A 16,523-nucleotide genomic window follows, 5' to 3' on the forward strand; every position below is an offset into this window, starting at 1 on the left:
GGCCGGGATCACGGGCCGGTGATGTTGTACTCCTTGCGGATCGGCTGCCCCTGCCGCTCGAGCTCGATGGTCACGTGCCCGGAGTCGCGCAGCTTCTGGTACAGCTCGAGCGCCTTCTCGGGCGAGTTGAGCTCGTACCCGTTCACGCGCTGGATGACGTCGCCGTTCTCGATGCCGATGGACGCGTAGAGCGAGCCCGGCTGGATCGAGAACAGCTTGAACCCGTTCGCCACGCCGTTCTTGAACGACGGGACGATGCGGGCCTGGGTGGAGATCGCGCTCAGGTTGTTGAGCGTGCCGTCGATGACCTTGCGGTCGATCTCGTACTTGTCCTTCGAGACCGCGCGCACGCCCTCCATCGGCCCCGGCGCGCCCGGGCGCGGGCTGGGGCGCGGGACCGACGCGTAGCCGAGGTTGGCGCCGGCGTCCGGCGCCTCGCTCCCGCCGCCCTCGAAGTCCAGGTACTCCTTCGTGCCGCGGTTGCACAGCACCGCGATCACCTTGAACGCGTTCCCGGTGACGTCGCCGCCGTCGCGGACGCGCTGGAGGCCGAGCAGCTGGGCGCCCTGGATCCGGTCGCCGACGCCGAGCACCACCGTCTCGCGGGAGGAGAGGTCGGTGATGGTCGCGAGCGAGAAGCGCGGCTGCTCGGCGACCACGCCCGCGACCAGCGCGAGCCGCAGGTCGGAGCGCGCCGGCTCGGCCCGCGGGTCGGCGCAGTTCTGCGGGCGCGCGGGCGCCGCCGGCGTCGCCTCGTTGGCCTGCTGCGGCGGCTCGCGCCCGATGAGGTGGTACAGCCGCGCCTCGTCGATCGAGGCGGGCAGCACCGTCCGGACGGGCGCGGGCGGCGGCAGCGCGAGCTCCGCCTGCGGCCTCGGCCGGATCGCCGCGCCGACGAGCGTGTTGACGGTCTTCGCCGTGAGCCAGGCCGCCGCGAACAGCAGCGCGAGGTTCGCGGTCCAGGCGTACTTGCGGAAGAAGAGGTCGAGCATGGGAGCGGCCAGGGGCCGGGATGAGCAACCGTCGTGCCACGGGGACGGGCCCTGACCGATACACAACATGGCGGGAATACACGCAAATCCCGGACGGTGCGCCCGCCCGAGGGGAGCGCGGCCCCCGCTGCTGCCAATTTGGCAAGGCCGCCCCGGCGCGCCCCGCGCCGCCGCCAATTTGGCAGCCTACTCCGCGCCCTCGCCGCCGCCCTCCGGCGGGCCGAGGAGGCGCCCATCCTCGTCGCGATCGAGCTTCCGGTAGATGGTCCGCGCGGCGATGCCGAGGAGCTGAGCCGCCAGGTTCTTGTCACCGTGCGTGTGGCGGAGCGTCTCGCGGATCACGCGCCGCTCGATCTCGTCCATGGACGTGCCGAGCGGCACCGTCAGCACCGGGGCGCCGGCCGGACCGGCGGGCGGCGCGGCCTCGGCGGCGGGTCCCGCGGCGCGGATGGCCTCCGGCAGGTCGCCCACCTCGACCACGTCGGCGCGGGTGAGCACCACGGCGCGCTCGATGGCGTGCTGCAGCTCGCGCACGTTCCCCGGCCAGGCGTACCGCTCCAGCGCGGCCATCGCACCGGGCGTGAAGCCGGAGATCGGCTTCCCGTTGCGCTCGGCCATGCGCCGCAGGAACGCCATGGCGAGCAGCGGCACGTCCTCGCGCCGCTCGCGGAGCGGCGGGAGTCGCACCCGCACCACGTCGAGCCGGTAGAACAGGTCCTCGCGGAACCGGCCCGCCTTCACCTCGGCGGCGAGGTCCTTGTTCGTCGCGGCCACCACCCGCACGTCCACGCGCACCGGCTCGTTCCCGCCCACGCGCTCGAGCACCCCGTCCTGCAGGAACCGCAGCAGCTTCACCTGCACCGCGGGCGACATCTCGCCGATCTCGTCGAGGAACAGCGTGCCGCCGTGGGCCCGCTCGAAGCGCCCGTCCTTGCGCGCCACCGCGCCGGTGAACGCGCCCTTCTCGTGGCCGAACAGCTCGGACTCGAGCAGCGTCTCCGGGATGGCGGCGCAGTGGATGGGCACGAACGGACCGGCGGCGCGCGGCGACAGGTCGTGCACCAGGCGCGCGGCGAGCTCCTTGCCGGTGCCGCTCTCGCCGAGCAGCAGCACGGTCGCCTGCGTCGGGGCGGCCTGGCGCAGGATCTCGAGCACCGCGCGGAACGCGGGCGCGTCGCCGAGGAGCGCGCCCGCGCCGCCCGGCGCGAGCTCGGCCAGGCGCGCCTTCAGCGCGCGGTTCTCCGCGACCAGCGAGGCGCGCTCCAGCGCCTGGCGCACCGCCTTCACGATGGCGTGGCGCTTCACCGGCTTGGTGATGAAGTCGTAGGCGCCCTGCTTCATGGCGGCGACCGCCGCCTCCACGGTGCCGTAGGCGGTCATCACCACCACCTCGGACTCGGGCGACACCGTCTTCACCGCGCGGAGCAGCTCGTCGCCGCTCATGCCCGGCATCATCAGGTCGGTGACCACCACCGCGGCGCGCTCGCGGCGGAGCACCTCCAGCGCGGCGGCGCCGGAGCCGGCGAGCGCCACGCGCCAGCCCTCGCGCTCGAAGATCTTGCCGAGCGACTCGAGGTTCGGGCTCTCGTCATCGACGACCAGGACGAGTGGGGACACGACGGGGAGGATATACCGTCCGCGCGGCGCCCGGGCGTCAGCCGCCGCTGGAGGTCGGCGGGGACCGGGGCGCGGGGGCCGGCGTGGTGGGGCCCGCCGCGGGCGGGCCGCCGAGCGCGGCGCGGATCTGCGGGGCGAAGAGCGCCACCGCGCCGGCGGCGAGGATCGCGAGCGCGCCGACGAGCAGCAGGTACTCGGTGAGCCCCTGCCGCGACGGTCTGGAGCGGTGCGCCGGCTCGGCCATGATCGACCTGTAGATCGGGCGCGGGCCGCGGGCAAGCGCACGGCCGTCGTGCCCCGTCGAACGCACGAGCGGCGCCGGGTGGCGCCGATCAAACGCAAGGAGCGGCGCCGGGTGGCGCCGCTCCTGGTGGTGAACCGCGGGACTCGCTCGAGAGCGCTACTCGGGCTTCGCGTCGGCGGCGGGCGCCTCGGCGGCCGGGGCGGCCTCGGACTTCTTGCTCTTGCCGGCCTTGGCGCGCTTCGCGGCGCGGTTCTCCTTGGCCGCCTCGACCTTCTTCGCGGGCTCGGCGGCGGGCGCCTTCTTGGCGGGCTCGGCCTTGGCCGGGGTGGCGGCATAGCGCGTCTTGAAGCGCTCGATGCGGCCGGCCGTGTCCATGATCTTCTGCTTGCCCGTGAAGAACGGGTGGCAGTTCGAGCAGATCTCGATGTGGAAGTCGCCGCGCACGGAGCGGGTCTCGATGACGTTCCCGCAGGCGCAGAGGACCTTCGTGGCCTTGTAGTCGGGGTGGATGCCTTCCTTCATGCTCGCCTCTGGGCCGCTTGCATCGCCGTCGTCGGCGATGGTCCGGGCCCGGTTGTGGAACCGCGGGATCTAGTCGGATCGCGGGGATAGGTCAAGCGGAGCGCGCCGCGGGCGGGGACTCCCTCCTGCGGGCGAGCGGCCGCTACTTGCCGCCGCCGACCATCATCTTGAAGAACTCGTCGTGGTTCTTCACCTGGCGGAACTTGTCCAGGATGAACTTCATCGCCTCGACGTTGTCGAGGCCGTTCAGGATGGTCTGGCGCAGGATGTAGATCTTCGAGAGCCAGTCGGCCGGCAGGAGCAGCTCCTCCTTGCGCGTGCCGCTCTTCCCGATGTCCATGCAGGGGAAGATGCGCTTCTCCATCAGCTTGCGGTCGAGCACGATCTCGGAGTTCCCGGTGCCCTTGAACTCCTCGAAGATCACCTCGTCCATGCGGCTGCCCGTGTCCACCAGCGCGGTGCCGATGATGGTGAGCGAGCCGCCCTCCTCGATGTTGCGGGCCGCGCCGAAGAAGCGCTTCGGCTTGTGCAGCGCGTTCGAGTCCACGCCGCCGGAGAGGATCTTCCCGGAGGGCGGCACGGTCGAGTTGTAGGCGCGCGCGAGGCGGGTGATCGAGTCGAGCAGGATCACCACGTCCTTCTTGTGCTCGACCAGGCGCCGGGCCTTCTCGATCACCATCTCCGCCACCTGCACGTGGCGGGTGGCGGGCTCGTCGAAGGTGGAGGCGACCACCTCGCCCCGCACCGTCCGCTCCATGTCGGTGACCTCCTCGGGCCGCTCGTCGATGAGCAGCACGATGAGGGTGCACTCCGGGTGATTGGTGGTGACGGCGTGGGCGATGTTCTGGAGCAGCACCGTCTTGCCGGCGCGCGGCGGCGAGACGATGAGGCAGCGCTGCCCCTTGCCGATGGGCGCGAACAGGTCCACCACCCGGGTGGTCATCTCGGCGGGATCGTGCTCGAGCGTCAGGCGCTGCGTCGGGTAGAGCGGCGTGAGGTTGTCGAACAGGACCTTCGCCTGGCTCTCCTCGGGCGGCTCGCCGTTGATGCTGTCCACCTTGAGCAGCGCGAAGTAGCGCTCGCCTTCCTTGGGCTGGCGCACCGTGCCGCGCACCGTGTCGCCGGTGCGCAGGTTGAAGCGGCGGATCTGCGAGGGCGAGACGTAGATGTCGTCGGGGCCCGGCAGGTAGGAGAAGTCCGGGCTGCGCAGGAAGCCGAAGCCGTCGGGCAGCACCTCGAGCGTCCCCTCGCCGCCGACCTCCATCTCCTCCTTCGCCGCCTCGGCCGCCTTCGACTGCGCCTGGAGGATCGCGAAGATGAGGTCCTGCTTCTTGAGCGCGCCCGCGGCCTCGACGTTGAGGTCGCGCGCCAGCTTGGCGAGCTCCGCGACCTTCATGTGCTTGAGCTCGGTGAGGCTGGACGTGCTCGACGTGGCTGTCGGTGCGGGTGCGGGCATGTCGGTTCTCGGGGAGCTGGGCCGCGCGCTGCAAAGCGGGCGTGGCCGGCGGAGGCTGCGGGCGGTCTCTGGGCGAGGCCTAGGAGAGGTCGCAAACGTATGCGGTCGGTTTCGGGGTGTCAACGCCGCACACCCGCGCCGTCGTCGCACCTCGCGTGTGCCATGAACGCGGGGGGCGGCGCGCGGTGAGGTGAGATGCCCCGGCGGGTTAACATCGCCGCCGGTCCACGCAGGGCCGCCCCGGGAAAGAGATCGATGCCGAGCAGCAGCCCAGCCACCGAAGCCGTCGTCGCGGGGTCGAAGGCGTTCGCCGTCGCGATGCTGGCGCCGGTCACCAGTCGGCTCGGCACGCGTCCGCGCATCGCGGCGGACGCGGCGCAGGCGCTCTCGCTCTGCCATGGCCCGGGCGGGCTCGTGGTGATCGAGTACCAGGGGGAGGGCTCGCTGGCCGGCATCGAGCGGCTGCTCCGCGACGGCGGCGGCGTCCGCGTGGTGGCGGCGCTCGCGCCGGAGCACGCCGCCGCCGAGGCTCCGCTGCGCGCGCTCGGGGTCGAGCCGGCGCGCTGGGACGGCCGGCCGGACGGCGTGCTCGGGGCGGTGGAGCGGATGGTGCGCAGCGCCGCGCCGGTCGCCGCGGCGACCGCTTCTCCTGTCGTGAACCCTCCTCCGCTCGCGGTGCCGCCTCCGCCTCCGCCTCCGCCGTCCGCGGGGCCGCCGCCGCTGGCGAGGAAGGCCACCGCGCCGCCGCCGGACCTCTCGCTCGACGACGCGTTCGACGTCAGCCTGGACGACGCCTTCCCCGGCGAGCCGCCCGCGCCCGCGAAGCCCGAGCCGCCGCGAGGGGGCGCCACCGTCTACGTCCCGCCGCCGCCCGCCGTGCGCCTGCTCTGGCCCGCGCAGTCCGCCTCCGCGGCGGACGCGCAGGCGTCGCTCGAGCGGGCGCTGTCCGGCGGCGCGCACCCGGGCGACGCGCTCGACGGGCTCGCGGCGGGGATCGCCGGCGGGCTGTCCGAGCTCGAGCGCGCCGCGCTCGGCGACGGCCCCATGGCGGTGGACCCCGGCCCGATCCGCACGGCCGCGGTGATGCGCCTCCGCGTCGCCTCGGCGCGCGCCTCTGCGCCGGCGGGCGGCGCCGAGGTGGACCGGGCGGCCGTGCAGGCCATGCTCGCCGACCTCGACGCGACGCTCGCGGCCGTGAACGGGCTCGCCGCCGGCGCGCCGCCGGAGATCGTCCCCGGCGTGGAGGCCGTCCGGAACGCGCTCGTCCGCGAGGCGATCGACTTCTCCGACCTCGCCCAGCGCGTCGCCTCCGCCGGCGCCGTGGCGGCGACCGCGGCGCGCGCGCCCGCGCGGCCGGCGCAGGCGCGGGTGCTCGCGGTGTCGGCGGAGCCGGGCCCGCGGCGGCCGTGGGGCCTGTGGGTGATGCTCGCGCTCGCGCTCGCGGCGGGGGGCGGCTACCACGGGTGGTACCGGTGGCACGTCCGCCACAAGGTGGTCGCGCGCCTCGGCACGCTCCCCGGCGCGCCGCAGGGAATGGTGCTGCTGCCGGGGGCGAGGGCCGCGCCGCGGATCCTCATCCCGCTCGGCGGCGCGACGATCGACCCCGCCGAGGTCGAGCGGTTCAAGGCGCAGCAGCGCGCGCAGGGCAACGAGGTGCGCGAGATCGACGGCGGTGGGCTCGAGCTTCGCCGCGTCGACCAGGGCGCGAAGGAGAGGACTCCGTGAAGAAGGTCCGATGCTCGGCCGCAGGGTTCACGCTCATCGAGCTCATGACGGTGGTGGCGATCATCGGGATCCTCGCCAGCGTCGCGATTCCGTTGTCGGTGCGGGCGTCGCTCCGGGCCAAGGCGTCGGAGCGCAACGAGCTCATGCTGCGGGTGAAGGCCGGCGCGATGGAGGTCTTCGTCCAGAACGGGAACTTCCCGGGCGGGCACCTGCTCGCGGACTTCCAGCCGCCGCTCCCATCGTCCACCGGCAAGCGTCCCATCGACTTCCGGGCGGGCGGCTGGAGCGTCATCTTCCCGGCCGGGCAGGAGATCCTTGGCAACGTGTACTACTCGTTCCGCGCCGAAGCCTGGGGGCAGCGCGGCGAGGAGCCCCCGACCATCGAGGTTCGCGCAGTCGGCGACCTCGATGGGGACGGCACACCCAGCACCGCGCTCATGACGTTCAAGCTCATCGAGGGCGGGTTCCGCCTCATCGAGGCCGAGTCGTCGTACTCCGAGTCGTACGAGACGTTCTGATCCGCGCGCGCACCGCCACCGCGCCCGCCCCGGCGCCCACGGCGTTCCGCATTCCTCGTTGCCCGCGGCCCCCCGCCGCGCCATCCTTCGCGCCATGAAGAAGGCCGACGCCGCGGCGCGCGCCCGCGACCTGCGCGAACGGATCCGCGCGGCGGACCACGCCTACTACGTCCTCGACCAGCCCGTCCTCGCCGACGCCGAGTACGACCGGCTGATGCACGAGTTGCAGGCGATCGAGGCCGAGCACCCGGAGCTCGTCACCGCGGACTCGCCCACGCAGCGGGTCTCCGGCGCGCCCTCGGAGCGCTTCGAGCGCGTGGTGCACCGCGAGCCCATGCTCTCGCTCGGCAACGTGCAGAGCGACGACGAGCTGCACGAGTTCGACGCGCGCGTGCGCCGGCTGCTGGGGCTGCCCGAGGGAGAGGCGGTCGGCTACGTGGTGGAGCCGAAGCTCGACGGGCTCGCGGTGGAGCTGGTGTACCGCGACGGCGCGTTCACGGGCGGCTCCACCCGCGGCGACGGCGTCAACGGCGAGGACGTCACCGCGAACCTCCGGGTGGTGGGCGGCCTGGGCGCGAACCGCGGCGTGCCGCACGCGCTCGAGGGGACCCCGCCGCCGCGGGTCGAGGTCCGCGGCGAGGTGCTGCTGTTCAAGGAGCACTTCGAGGCGATGAACCGGCAGCTGGTCCGCGCCGGCGACGAGCCGTTCGCGAACCCGCGCAACGCCGCCGCCGGGACGCTGCGCCAGCTCGACTGGCGCGTCACCGCCCGCCGCCCGCTCTCCTTCGTCGCCTACGAGGCGCTGGTGCCGGGCGGCGATCCCTGGCGCACGCACTGGGAGAAGCTGGAGGCGCTCGCCGCCTGGGGCTTCGAGACCAACCCGGAGAACCGCCGTTGCCGCGGCCTCGGCGAGGTGCTCGCCTACCGCGACCGCATGGCCGAGCGCCGCTTCGAGCTGCCCTACGACACCGACGGCATCGTGGTGAAGGTGGACGACCTCGACTGGCGGCGCCGGCTGGGCGCGGCCTCGAAGTTCCCGCGCTGGGCCGTCGCCTTCAAGTACCCGCCGCAGGAGGAGGCCACCCGGATCCGCCGCATCTGGGCGTCGGTGGGCCGCACCGGCGTGCTGACGCCGGTGGTGGACTTCGACCCGGTCCGCCTCTCCGGCGCGATGGTCGCGCGCGCCACGCTGCACAACGAGGACGAGATGCGCCGCAAGGACATCCTCGAGGGCGACTGGGTCCTGGTGCGGCGCGCCGGCGAGGTGATCCCGGAGGTGGTGAAGCCGCTCCCGGAGCGCCGCACCGGCGAGGAGCGGCCGTTCCGGTTCCCGGCCGAGTGCCCGGTGTGCGGCGCGCGGGTGGTGCGCGAGGAGGGCGAGAAGGTCTACCGCTGCACCGGCGCCGCCTGCCCGGCGCAGCTCGTGGGCCGGATCTGCCACTTCGCGCAGCGCCGCGCCCTCGACATCGAGGGGCTGGGCGAGAAGCTCGCCGCGGGCCTGGTGGAGCGCGGGCAGGTGAAGGACTTCGCCGATCTGTACGCGGTGCCGTTCGAGGTCTGGCAGCAGCTGTTCAGCCGCCCGCGCAAGGAGCAGGACGCGGGGGCGGCGCGCGAGCTGCCCGAGAAGAGCGCGCAGAACATGGTCGCGGCGCTGGAGCGATCGCGGAGCACCACGCTGCGGCGGTTCCTGTTCGCGCTCGGCATCCCGCAGGTCGGCGAGGCGACCGCGGCGACGCTGGCCCGCCACTTCGGCGACCTCGCCCGGATCCTGGACGCGGACGAGGAGGCGCTGAAGGGCGTCCGCGACGTGGGCCCGGAGACCGCGTCGGAGATCCGCGCCTGGACCCAGGAGCCGCAGAACCGGCGGGTGGTCGAGCGGCTGCTCGCCGCGGGGGTGCGGCCGGAGCCCGAGGTGGTGGAGGCGCGCGGCCCGTTCGCCGGCAAGACGGTGGTGCTCACGGGCGGCCTGTCGGCGATGTCGCGCGACGACGCGAAGGCCGAGGTCGAGCGGCGCGGGGGCAAGGTGTCGGGCAGCGTCTCGCGGAAGACCGACCTGGTCGTGGCGGGCGAGGAGGCCGGCTCCAAGCTGGAGAAGGCGAGATCGCTGGGCGTGCGGGTCGTCGGCGAGGAGGAGTTCGTGCGCCTGCTGAAGGAGTGAGCCATGGCCGATCGGGTGCGCGCGCGCATCGTGGTGTCCGGCCGCGTCCAGGGCGTGGCCTTCCGCCAGTCCGCGGCGGACGAGGGGCGCCGCCTGGGCGTGAAGGGCTGGGTCCGCAACCTGCCCGACGGACGCGTGGAGGCGGAGGTCGAGGGCGAGCGCGCCGCGGTGGGCGCGCTCGTCCGGTGGTGCCACGCGGGCCCGCCCGCCGCGCGGGTGGACGGGGTCGAGGTGGAGTGGGTGGATCCCGCCGGCGACCTGGGCGCGTTCGAGATCCGGTTCTGAGCCGGCCGCGACCTGGCCGGGGGCTCCGCCCCGGGGGGACGCGGGTGCGGGCTCGACCCGCGCCGCGCGCCGTGCTATTCAGCCCGGCTCCGCCGGAATCTCCCGCAGATCCGGCGCCTTCCACCCCGACCGGCGGGCGACACGCGGTTCGAACCCGCGGCCCGAAGGGACATGAAGACCGACCTCGCGCTCTCCTCGTCCGCGCTCGACGAGCTCGTCCTCCAGGCGCAGAAGCCCTCCCGCTACGTCGGCGCCGAGTTCGGCGCGGTGGTGAAGGACCTCTCCGCCGCCCGCGTCCGCTTCGCCCTGGCGTTCCCCGACACGTACGAGGTCGGGATGTCCAACCTGGGCTTCCGGCTGCTGTACCACCTGCTCAACGACCGGCCGGAGATCGCGTGCGAGCGCGTGTTCCTGCCGTGGCCGGACATGGAGGGCATGCTCCGCGCGCGCGGCCTCCCGCTGTTCACGCTCGAGTCGCGGGCGGCGGTGCGCGGGTTCGACGTGCTCGGCATCACGCTCCAGTTCGAGCTCGCCTACACGAGCGCGCTCGCCATGCTGGACCTCTCCGGCATCCCGCTGCTCGCGCGCGAGCGCGGCGACGAGGACCCGCTGGTGCTGGCCGGCGGCCCGTGCGCGTTCAACCCGGAGCCGGTGGCGGACTTCTTCGACGCGTTCGCGGTGGGGGAGGGCGAGGAGGTCGCGCTGGAGATCGCCGACGCGGTCGCGGAGAGCGGCTTCCGCCGCGGCGGCGCGACGCGCCCGGAGCTGCTCCGGCGCCTGGCGCGCATCCCCGGCGTCTACGTGCCCTCGCTGTTCGCGCCGCGCTACGACCCGAGCTCGCGGACGCTCGCCGCGATCGAGCCGCTCCTGCCCGGCTACGAGAAGGTCGAGCGCCGGGTGATGCCGGACCTGAACGCGCTCCCGACCAGCGCGTACACCCGCCCGCTCGTCCCGTTCATGCAGACCGTGCACGACCGGCTCCCCATCGAGCTGCAGCGCGGCTGCACCCGCGGCTGCCGCTTCTGCCAGGTCGGCATGATCACGCGCCCGACCCGCCAGCGCGATCCGAAGCAGGTGCTGGCGCTGGCCGAGACCGGCCTGCGCGCCTCCGGCTACGAGGAGGTGGGGCTGCTCTCGCTGTCGTCGGGCGACTACGGCGCGCTGAACGGGCTCCTCGACGACTTCCTGGCGCGCTGGGAGGGCGAGCGGATCGCGATGAGCCTGCCCTCGCTCCGCACCGAGACGATGAACGAGGCGCTCGCCCAGAAGATCGCCCGCATCCGCAAGACCGGCTTCACGCTCGCGCCGGAGGCCGCCACCGAGCGCATGCGCGCGGTGATCAACAAGGGCAACCGCGAGGAGGACCTGCTCCGCGCGGTCGAGTCGATCTTCGGGAACGGCTGGTCGCTCCTGAAGCTCTACTTCATGATCGGGCTCCCGGAGGAGCGCGACGAGGACGTGGTCGCCATCGCCGAGCTGGCGAAGCGCTGCCTCGCGGCCGCGCGGCGCGTGCTGCCCAAGGGCGAGGGCTCGCCGGCGATCCACCTCGGCGCGTCCACCTTCGTGCCGAAGCCGTTCACGCCGTTCCAGTGGGAGCCGATGATCCCGCCCGAGGAGACGCGCCGCCGGCAGGCGCTCGTCACCGCGGCGCTGGGCGGCCGGAACGGCGCGATCCAGTTCAAGCCGCACGACTCGCGGCAGTCGTCCATCGAGGGCGCGCTCGCGCTCGGCGATCGCCGCGTCGGCACCGCGGTGCTCGCCGCGTACCGCCGCGGCCAGCGCCTCGACGGCTGGAGCGAGTGGTTCGACGAGCGGAACTGGCTCGCCGCCTTCGAGGAGTGCGAGCGCGAGCACGGCGTCGGGCTGGACTGGTTCGCGCACCGCCGCCGGCGGCTCGACGAGGTGCTGCCCTGGGACCGCATCGACTGCGGCGTCACCAAGGCCTACCTCCAGAAGCAGCTCGCGGCCGCCCGCAACCTCGCCGAGGTGGCGGACTGCGTGCTCGAGCCGTGCACGGTGTGCGGCGCCTGCGACTACGAGGTCGTGAAGAACCGCACCTACGAGGCGAAGGACTACGTCCCGGAGCCCCCGCGCCCGTCGCGCCCGGCGGACCCGCCGGTCCGCACGCTGGTGCGCGTCCGCTACGCCAAGCTCGGGCGGCTGGTGGCGCTCTCGCACCTCGAGACCATGCACGCCCTGCTGCGCGCCGTCCGGCGCGCCGGGCTGCCGGTGGCGTACTCGCAGGGCTACCACCCGAAGCCGCGCGTCTCGTTCGGTCCGGCGCTCCCGGTCGGCCTCGAGAGCCTCTGCGAGCACCTGGATCTGGATCTCCTCGGCGCGGTTGACCCGCAGGAGGTCCTGGCGCGGCTCGCGCCCGAGCTCCCGGAAGGGCTGAAGGTGCAGGAGGCCCACGTCCTCGACCCGCACGCACCGTCCATCTCCGAGGCGCAGCGGGCCGTCCATTACCGCGCCGAGTTTCCTCGGGAAACCTGGGACGAGCCGGCCCTCGAGGCTCGGGTCGCCGCGTTCCGCGACGCGGACCAGTCGGTCGTGACCCGCGCGGCGCCGCCCAGGCCCCGCGGAAAGGGTCGGGGCCAGAAGGTCGCGGCACGGAAGCAAAGAGAGATAGACTTGAAGGACATCGTGACCCACCTCGCGGTCGAAGGCCCGGGGGCGGTCGCGTTCAGCTTGCGGGCGGATCCGTCCGGGAGCGCCAAGCCAGCCGAGGTGCTGGCGGCGATCTTCGGAGAGGACGGCACGCCGCCCCGGGGAGTGAAGGTTTTGAAGGAAGGCGTGAGCTTCGCGAGGAGCGGGCATGGACGGCCGGAGCCGAGCCAGCCCCGCGCGCCTCGCTACCTCGACGCCTGAACGTACGACGCGCCCCGCCGGTGCCGCGCACGAAACGCGGCCGCCGGGCGCGAGGAGACGCGAAGCTTTGAGCGCCAGCTCGACAGCAGATCCGACCCTCCCGGCTCCACCGGGACGTTCGCGATCGTGGCCCGCCGGATGGGGCCTCGCTCTCCCCGCGCCTGAACGGGGCGAGAGAGGACCATCATGGCGGGCAACAGCATCCTCGTGATCAACGCGGCAGGCGCCGAGACGCGCGTCGCGCTGGTCGAGAACGGGACGATCCACGAGTACTACCTCGAGCGGAAGCGCGAGAAGGGGATCGTCGGGAACATCTACAAGGGCAGGGTGGTCCGCGTGCTCCCCGGCATGCAGGCCGCCTTCGTGGACATCGGCCTGGAGAAGGCGGCGTTCCTGTACGTCGGCGACGTGTACGGGGATCCGGACTTCTCCGAGGAGTTCGAGCTCACCGAGGGCGAGCACCGCGCCGAGGTGACCGACGTGCCGAGCGAGCAGGAGGCCGAGGAGGCCGAGCTGCGCGCACGGACCGCTCCGGCCGAGCCCGCCGCCGCGCCCGCGGGGGTCGAGGGTTCACCGACCGTGGATGTCTCGCCTGCGGCCGTGCCCGCCGAGGCCGCGCAGGGCGAGGCTTCGCCGGCCGAGCCGACGCCGGTGGAGGCGGCTGCGGCCGAGCCCGCTCCGGCCGAGGCGCTGCAGGGCGAGCCGGCCGCCGCGGAGCCGCCGCCCGCGCCGCTCACGCCCATCGCGCTCACGCAGGAGATCGGCATGGCGCCGGTGCCGGCGATCCCGGGCCTGCCGGTGCCGCCGCTCGCCGACGCGCCCGCGGCCGAGGCCGAGCCCTCGATCGCGCCGGCGGAGGCGGTCGCCCCCGTCGCCGAGCCCGCCGAGCCCAGCGAGGCCGCGACGCCGGCCGCCGAGACCGCTCCCGCGGCCGAGGCTGCCGCGGCGACCGAGGCCGCGCCGGCCCAGCCCGCCCAGCCGGAGAAGGATCGGATCCAGGCTCCCGCGCGCGACGCCGCGCGCGAGGCCCGCGGCGACCGCGAGCGCGATCGCGGCGACCGCCGGCGCGACGAGCGGGGCCGGCGCGACGGCCGCGAGGGCCGCGATGGTCGCGAGGGCCGCGAGGGCCGCGAGGGTCGCGAGGGCCGCGAGGGCCGCGACCGCAACGGCCGGAACGGGCGCGAGGAGAAGCGCACCAAGGAGGCGAAGAACATCCAGGATCTCCTGAAGGAGGGCCAGGAGGTCATCGTCCAGGTCGCGAAGGATCCCATCGGGACCAAGGGCGCCCGCATCACCAGCCACATCTCGCTGCCCGGCCGGCACCTCGTGTTCATGCCGACGGTGGACCACATCGGCATCTCGCGGCGGATCGAGAAGGACGGCGAGCGTCGCCGGCTCCGCGAGATCGTGGACCGCATGCGCCCGGAGGGCACCGGGTTCATCGTGCGGACCGTGGCCGAGAACGTCGAGGCGGCCAAGCTCGAGGCGGACATCCGCTTCCTCATCCAGGTGTGGAACGACATCATCCGCACCAAGGACAAGGTCTCGGCGCCCGCCCTGCTGCACGGCGACCTGGACCTCATCCTGCGCGCCACCCGCGACCTGTTCACCGCGGAGGTGGGCAAGCTCGTCATCGACGACCGCGACGAGTACGAGCGCATCCTGCGCTTCGTGCACGACCAGGCGCCGCACCTCGAGTCGCAGATCGAGTCCTACCTGGGCGAGGAGCCGATCTTCGACGCGTACGGCATCGAGCAGGAGCTGAAGCGCGCCGCGCAGCGCAAGGTGTGGCTCAAGTCCGGCGGCTACATCATCATGGACCAGGCCGAGGCGCTCACGGCCATCGACGTCAACTCGGGCCGCTACGTCGGCAAGAAGAACCTCGAGGAGACGATCACCAAGATCAACGTCGAGGCCGCCAAGGAGATCGTCTACCAGCTCCGGCTGCGCAACATCGGCGGCATCATCATCATCGACTTCATCGACATGGACAAACCCCAGAACCGCGACAAGGTCTTCAAGGCCTTGCAGGACGCGCTGGGGCGGGACAAGGCCAAGACCAACGTCCTCAAGATCTCCGAGCTCGGCCTCGTCGAGATGACGCGCAAGCGCGTGCGCGAGTCGGTGACGCGGGTGATGAACGAGCCGTGCCCGTACTGCGACGGCCGCGGGCACGTGAAGTCGAAGATCACCATCGCGTATGAGATCTTCCGCGAGATCCGGCGCGAGGCGCCGCACTTCCCCGAGCCGGTGCTGGTGGTGAACTCCCACCCGGAGGTCGCGCGCATCCTGCAGGGCGCGGAGCGCGAGGAGCTCCGCTACCTGATGGACCGCTTCAACAAGACCATCCAGGTGAAGCCGCAGTCCGGGTACCACCAGGAGCAGTTCGACATCTACGGCCGGCAGGAGCGCGCCGAGCAGGGCGGCGGCGCGGGCGGCGGTGGCGGTGGTGGCGGCTCCGGAGGCGGCGGTGGAGGTGGCGGCTCCGGCTCCGGCGGCGGTGGCGGCGGTCGGGATCGGGATCGCGGCCGCGGGCGCGACCGCCGCGGCGGCCGGGGCGAGCGGAACGACCGCGGCGAGCGCAGCGATCGGAACGAGCGGAACGACCGCGGCGAGCGCAGCGATCGGAACGAGAAGAACGACCGCGGCGATCGCACCGAGCGCGGCGAACGCAATGAGCGCACCGAGCGCGGCCAGCGCGAGGATCGCGGCGAGCGCGGGGGCGAGCGTGCCGAGGGCGGCGAGCCGCGCACCGCGCCCGAGGCCCCGGCGCAGGGCGGCGAGAAGGCCTGAGGCGGGCCGTGCCGGCGCGCCTCGACCAGGGCTCCGGGGTGGCGAGGGTGGAGCGCGAGCTCCGCTTCGCCAGCACCGCGCTCCGGCTGGCGCTGCGGGTGGTGGAGGGCGAGACCGTGCGCCTGCGCGCGATGGCCCTCACCTACATCTCGCTGTTCGCGCTGGTGCCGGCGCTGGTGGTGGCGTTCTCGGTGGTGCAGGCGTTCACCGGGATGGACGCCATCTCCAGCCGCGTCCACGACTTCCTCATCCAGAACCTGGCCGTGGGCGCCCGCTCGTCCATCGAGCCGTACCTGGATCGCTTCATCCGGAACGCCCACGCCACCAGCGCGGGCGTGGTGGGCGGGGCGCTGCTGGTCTGGTCGGCGGTGACGCTGTTCACGAACGTCGATCACGCGGTGAACGACGTCTGGGGGATCCGGCGCCGCCGCAGCGTCACCCAGCAGGCCGTCACCTACTGGGTGGGCCTCACCCTCGGCCCCATCCTGCTCGCGGCGTCCACCACGCTCGGCGCGTACACGCAGACGCTGCTCGCGAACACCGGCGTGCGCGCCCTGGTGGTGCTGAGCGGCACGCTGCTCAACTGCGCGTTCTTCGCGACGCTCTACCAGATCGTCCCGAACACGCGCGTGAAGCTCCGCGCGGCCGTGGTGGGCGGGGTCGCGGCGGGCGTGGCCTGGGACGTCGCGAAGTGGGGCTACGCGTTCGTGGTCGCGCGCATCTTCAAGTACCACGCGATCTACGGCTCGGTGGCGGCGGTCCCGATCTTCCTGTTCTGGCTGTTCGTCTCCTGGACCATCGTGCTGTTCGGGGCCCGGCTCGCGTACGTGGTGCAGTACGCGCGCACGCTCATGTCCCCGGCCCCGCGCGCCGACTCGGCCATCGCCCGCGAGATCCTGGCGGGGCGGACGCTCTTGCTGGTCGCGCAGGCGTTCGACCGCGGCGAGGACGCGCCGGACCCTGGGGACGTGGCCGCGCGGCTCGGAGCGACCCCCGAGGAGGCGAGCGAGGCCCTGGCCGTGCTCCGGCTGAGGGGCATCGTGGTGTCGCTGGCCGACGGGGGGCTCGTCCCGGCCCGCCCGCTGGAGAAGATCACGCTCCTCGACGTCCGGCGGGCGGTGTCCGGACGGGAGGCGCGTCCGGACGAGCGCGGCATCCTATCGGAAATACTGATGGATCTCGAAGCGAAGGCCGCCGGGCAGCTCGACGCGGTCACGTTCCGGGAGCTGTGCGACCGGGAGCGCGCCCGCGAGGCCGGCCATCCTGCCCCGGGAACGGGTGCCTCCGAAGAGGCGGATCCAACGGCCGCAGGCCACGCGCGCGTGTGACCGGGAGCGGATCCCCA

General features: G+C 73.6%; 12 protein-coding genes. 7 read left to right on the top strand and 5 right to left on the bottom strand.

The genetic code is table 11. From position 1 onward, the window contains the following. Window positions 1-8: 8 nt before the first annotated feature. The 5 genes from gspC to rho all read right to left on the bottom strand — a co-directional run bounded on the left by gspC (window position 9) and on the right by rho (window position 4,831). Window positions 9-992 carry a type II secretion system protein GspC gene (gene gspC, locus ADEH_RS03515; RefSeq protein WP_011419746.1) on the bottom strand — a complete coding sequence of 328 codons (984 nt, stop codon included), beginning with the start codon at window positions 990-992 and terminating at the stop codon, window positions 9-11. A gap of 186 nt (window positions 993-1,178) precedes the next feature. Continuing rightward, window positions 1,179-2,609, bottom strand: a complete 1,431-nt coding sequence (locus ADEH_RS03520) for a sigma-54-dependent transcriptional regulator (protein WP_011419747.1) — start codon at window positions 2,607-2,609, stop codon at window positions 1,179-1,181. A gap of 37 nt (window positions 2,610-2,646) precedes the next feature. Next, the gene (locus ADEH_RS03525; protein WP_041453298.1) at window positions 2,647-2,853 is read right to left on the bottom strand and encodes a hypothetical protein; all 207 of its coding nucleotides are present in this window, start codon (window positions 2,851-2,853) and stop codon (window positions 2,647-2,649) included. Window positions 2,854-3,009: 156 nt separating this feature from the next. Next, the gene (rpmE, locus tag ADEH_RS03530; RefSeq protein WP_011419748.1) at window positions 3,010-3,375 is read right to left on the bottom strand and encodes a 50S ribosomal protein L31; all 366 of its coding nucleotides are present in this window, start codon (window positions 3,373-3,375) and stop codon (window positions 3,010-3,012) included. Between the two features lie 142 nt (window positions 3,376-3,517). Next, window positions 3,518-4,831, bottom strand: a complete 1,314-nt coding sequence (gene rho, locus ADEH_RS03535) for a transcription termination factor Rho (RefSeq protein ID WP_011419749.1) — start codon at window positions 4,829-4,831, stop codon at window positions 3,518-3,520. Between the two features lie 255 nt (window positions 4,832-5,086). On the opposite strand from rho, the gene ADEH_RS03540 reads away from it, so the two are divergent. The 7 genes from ADEH_RS03540 (at window position 5,087) to ADEH_RS03570 (ending at window position 16,506) form a co-directional block, all read left to right on the top strand. After that, window positions 5,087-6,556, top strand: a complete 1,470-nt coding sequence (locus tag ADEH_RS03540; protein ID WP_011419750.1) for a hypothetical protein — start codon at window positions 5,087-5,089, stop codon at window positions 6,554-6,556. Then, the gene (locus ADEH_RS03545) at window positions 6,553-7,074 is read left to right on the top strand and encodes a type IV pilin protein (RefSeq protein ID WP_011419751.1); all 522 of its coding nucleotides are present in this window, start codon (window positions 6,553-6,555) and stop codon (window positions 7,072-7,074) included. Before ADEH_RS03540 ends, ADEH_RS03545 begins: the two co-directional genes overlap by 4 nt. 94 nt (window positions 7,075-7,168) lie before the next feature. Beyond that, window positions 7,169-9,232: an NAD-dependent DNA ligase LigA gene (gene ligA / locus ADEH_RS03550; protein WP_011419752.1), complete on the top strand. Its 2,064-nt coding sequence runs from the start codon at window positions 7,169-7,171 to the stop codon at window positions 9,230-9,232. A gap of 3 nt (window positions 9,233-9,235) precedes the next feature. Continuing rightward, window positions 9,236-9,517, top strand: coding sequence for an acylphosphatase (locus ADEH_RS03555; protein WP_011419753.1), 282 nt, complete (start codon window positions 9,236-9,238; stop codon window positions 9,515-9,517). A gap of 171 nt (window positions 9,518-9,688) precedes the next feature. Beyond that, complete coding sequence (locus ADEH_RS03560) at window positions 9,689-12,385, top strand: TIGR03960 family B12-binding radical SAM protein (protein WP_011419754.1); 2,697 nt, start codon at window positions 9,689-9,691, stop codon at window positions 12,383-12,385. 186 nt (window positions 12,386-12,571) lie between these two features. Continuing rightward, window positions 12,572-15,178: an Rne/Rng family ribonuclease gene (locus ADEH_RS03565; RefSeq protein ID WP_011419755.1), complete on the top strand. Its 2,607-nt coding sequence runs from the start codon at window positions 12,572-12,574 to the stop codon at window positions 15,176-15,178. Between the two features lie 8 nt (window positions 15,179-15,186). Continuing rightward, window positions 15,187-16,506 carry a YhjD/YihY/BrkB family envelope integrity protein gene (locus ADEH_RS03570; RefSeq protein ID WP_041453299.1) on the top strand — a complete coding sequence of 440 codons (1,320 nt, stop codon included), beginning with the start codon at window positions 15,187-15,189 and terminating at the stop codon, window positions 16,504-16,506. Window positions 16,507-16,523 lie beyond the last annotated feature (17 nt).

Source organism: Anaeromyxobacter dehalogenans 2CP-C, from assembly GCF_000013385.1.
In the GTDB taxonomy this organism is placed as follows: domain Bacteria; phylum Myxococcota; class Myxococcia; order Myxococcales; family Anaeromyxobacteraceae; genus Anaeromyxobacter; species Anaeromyxobacter dehalogenans_B.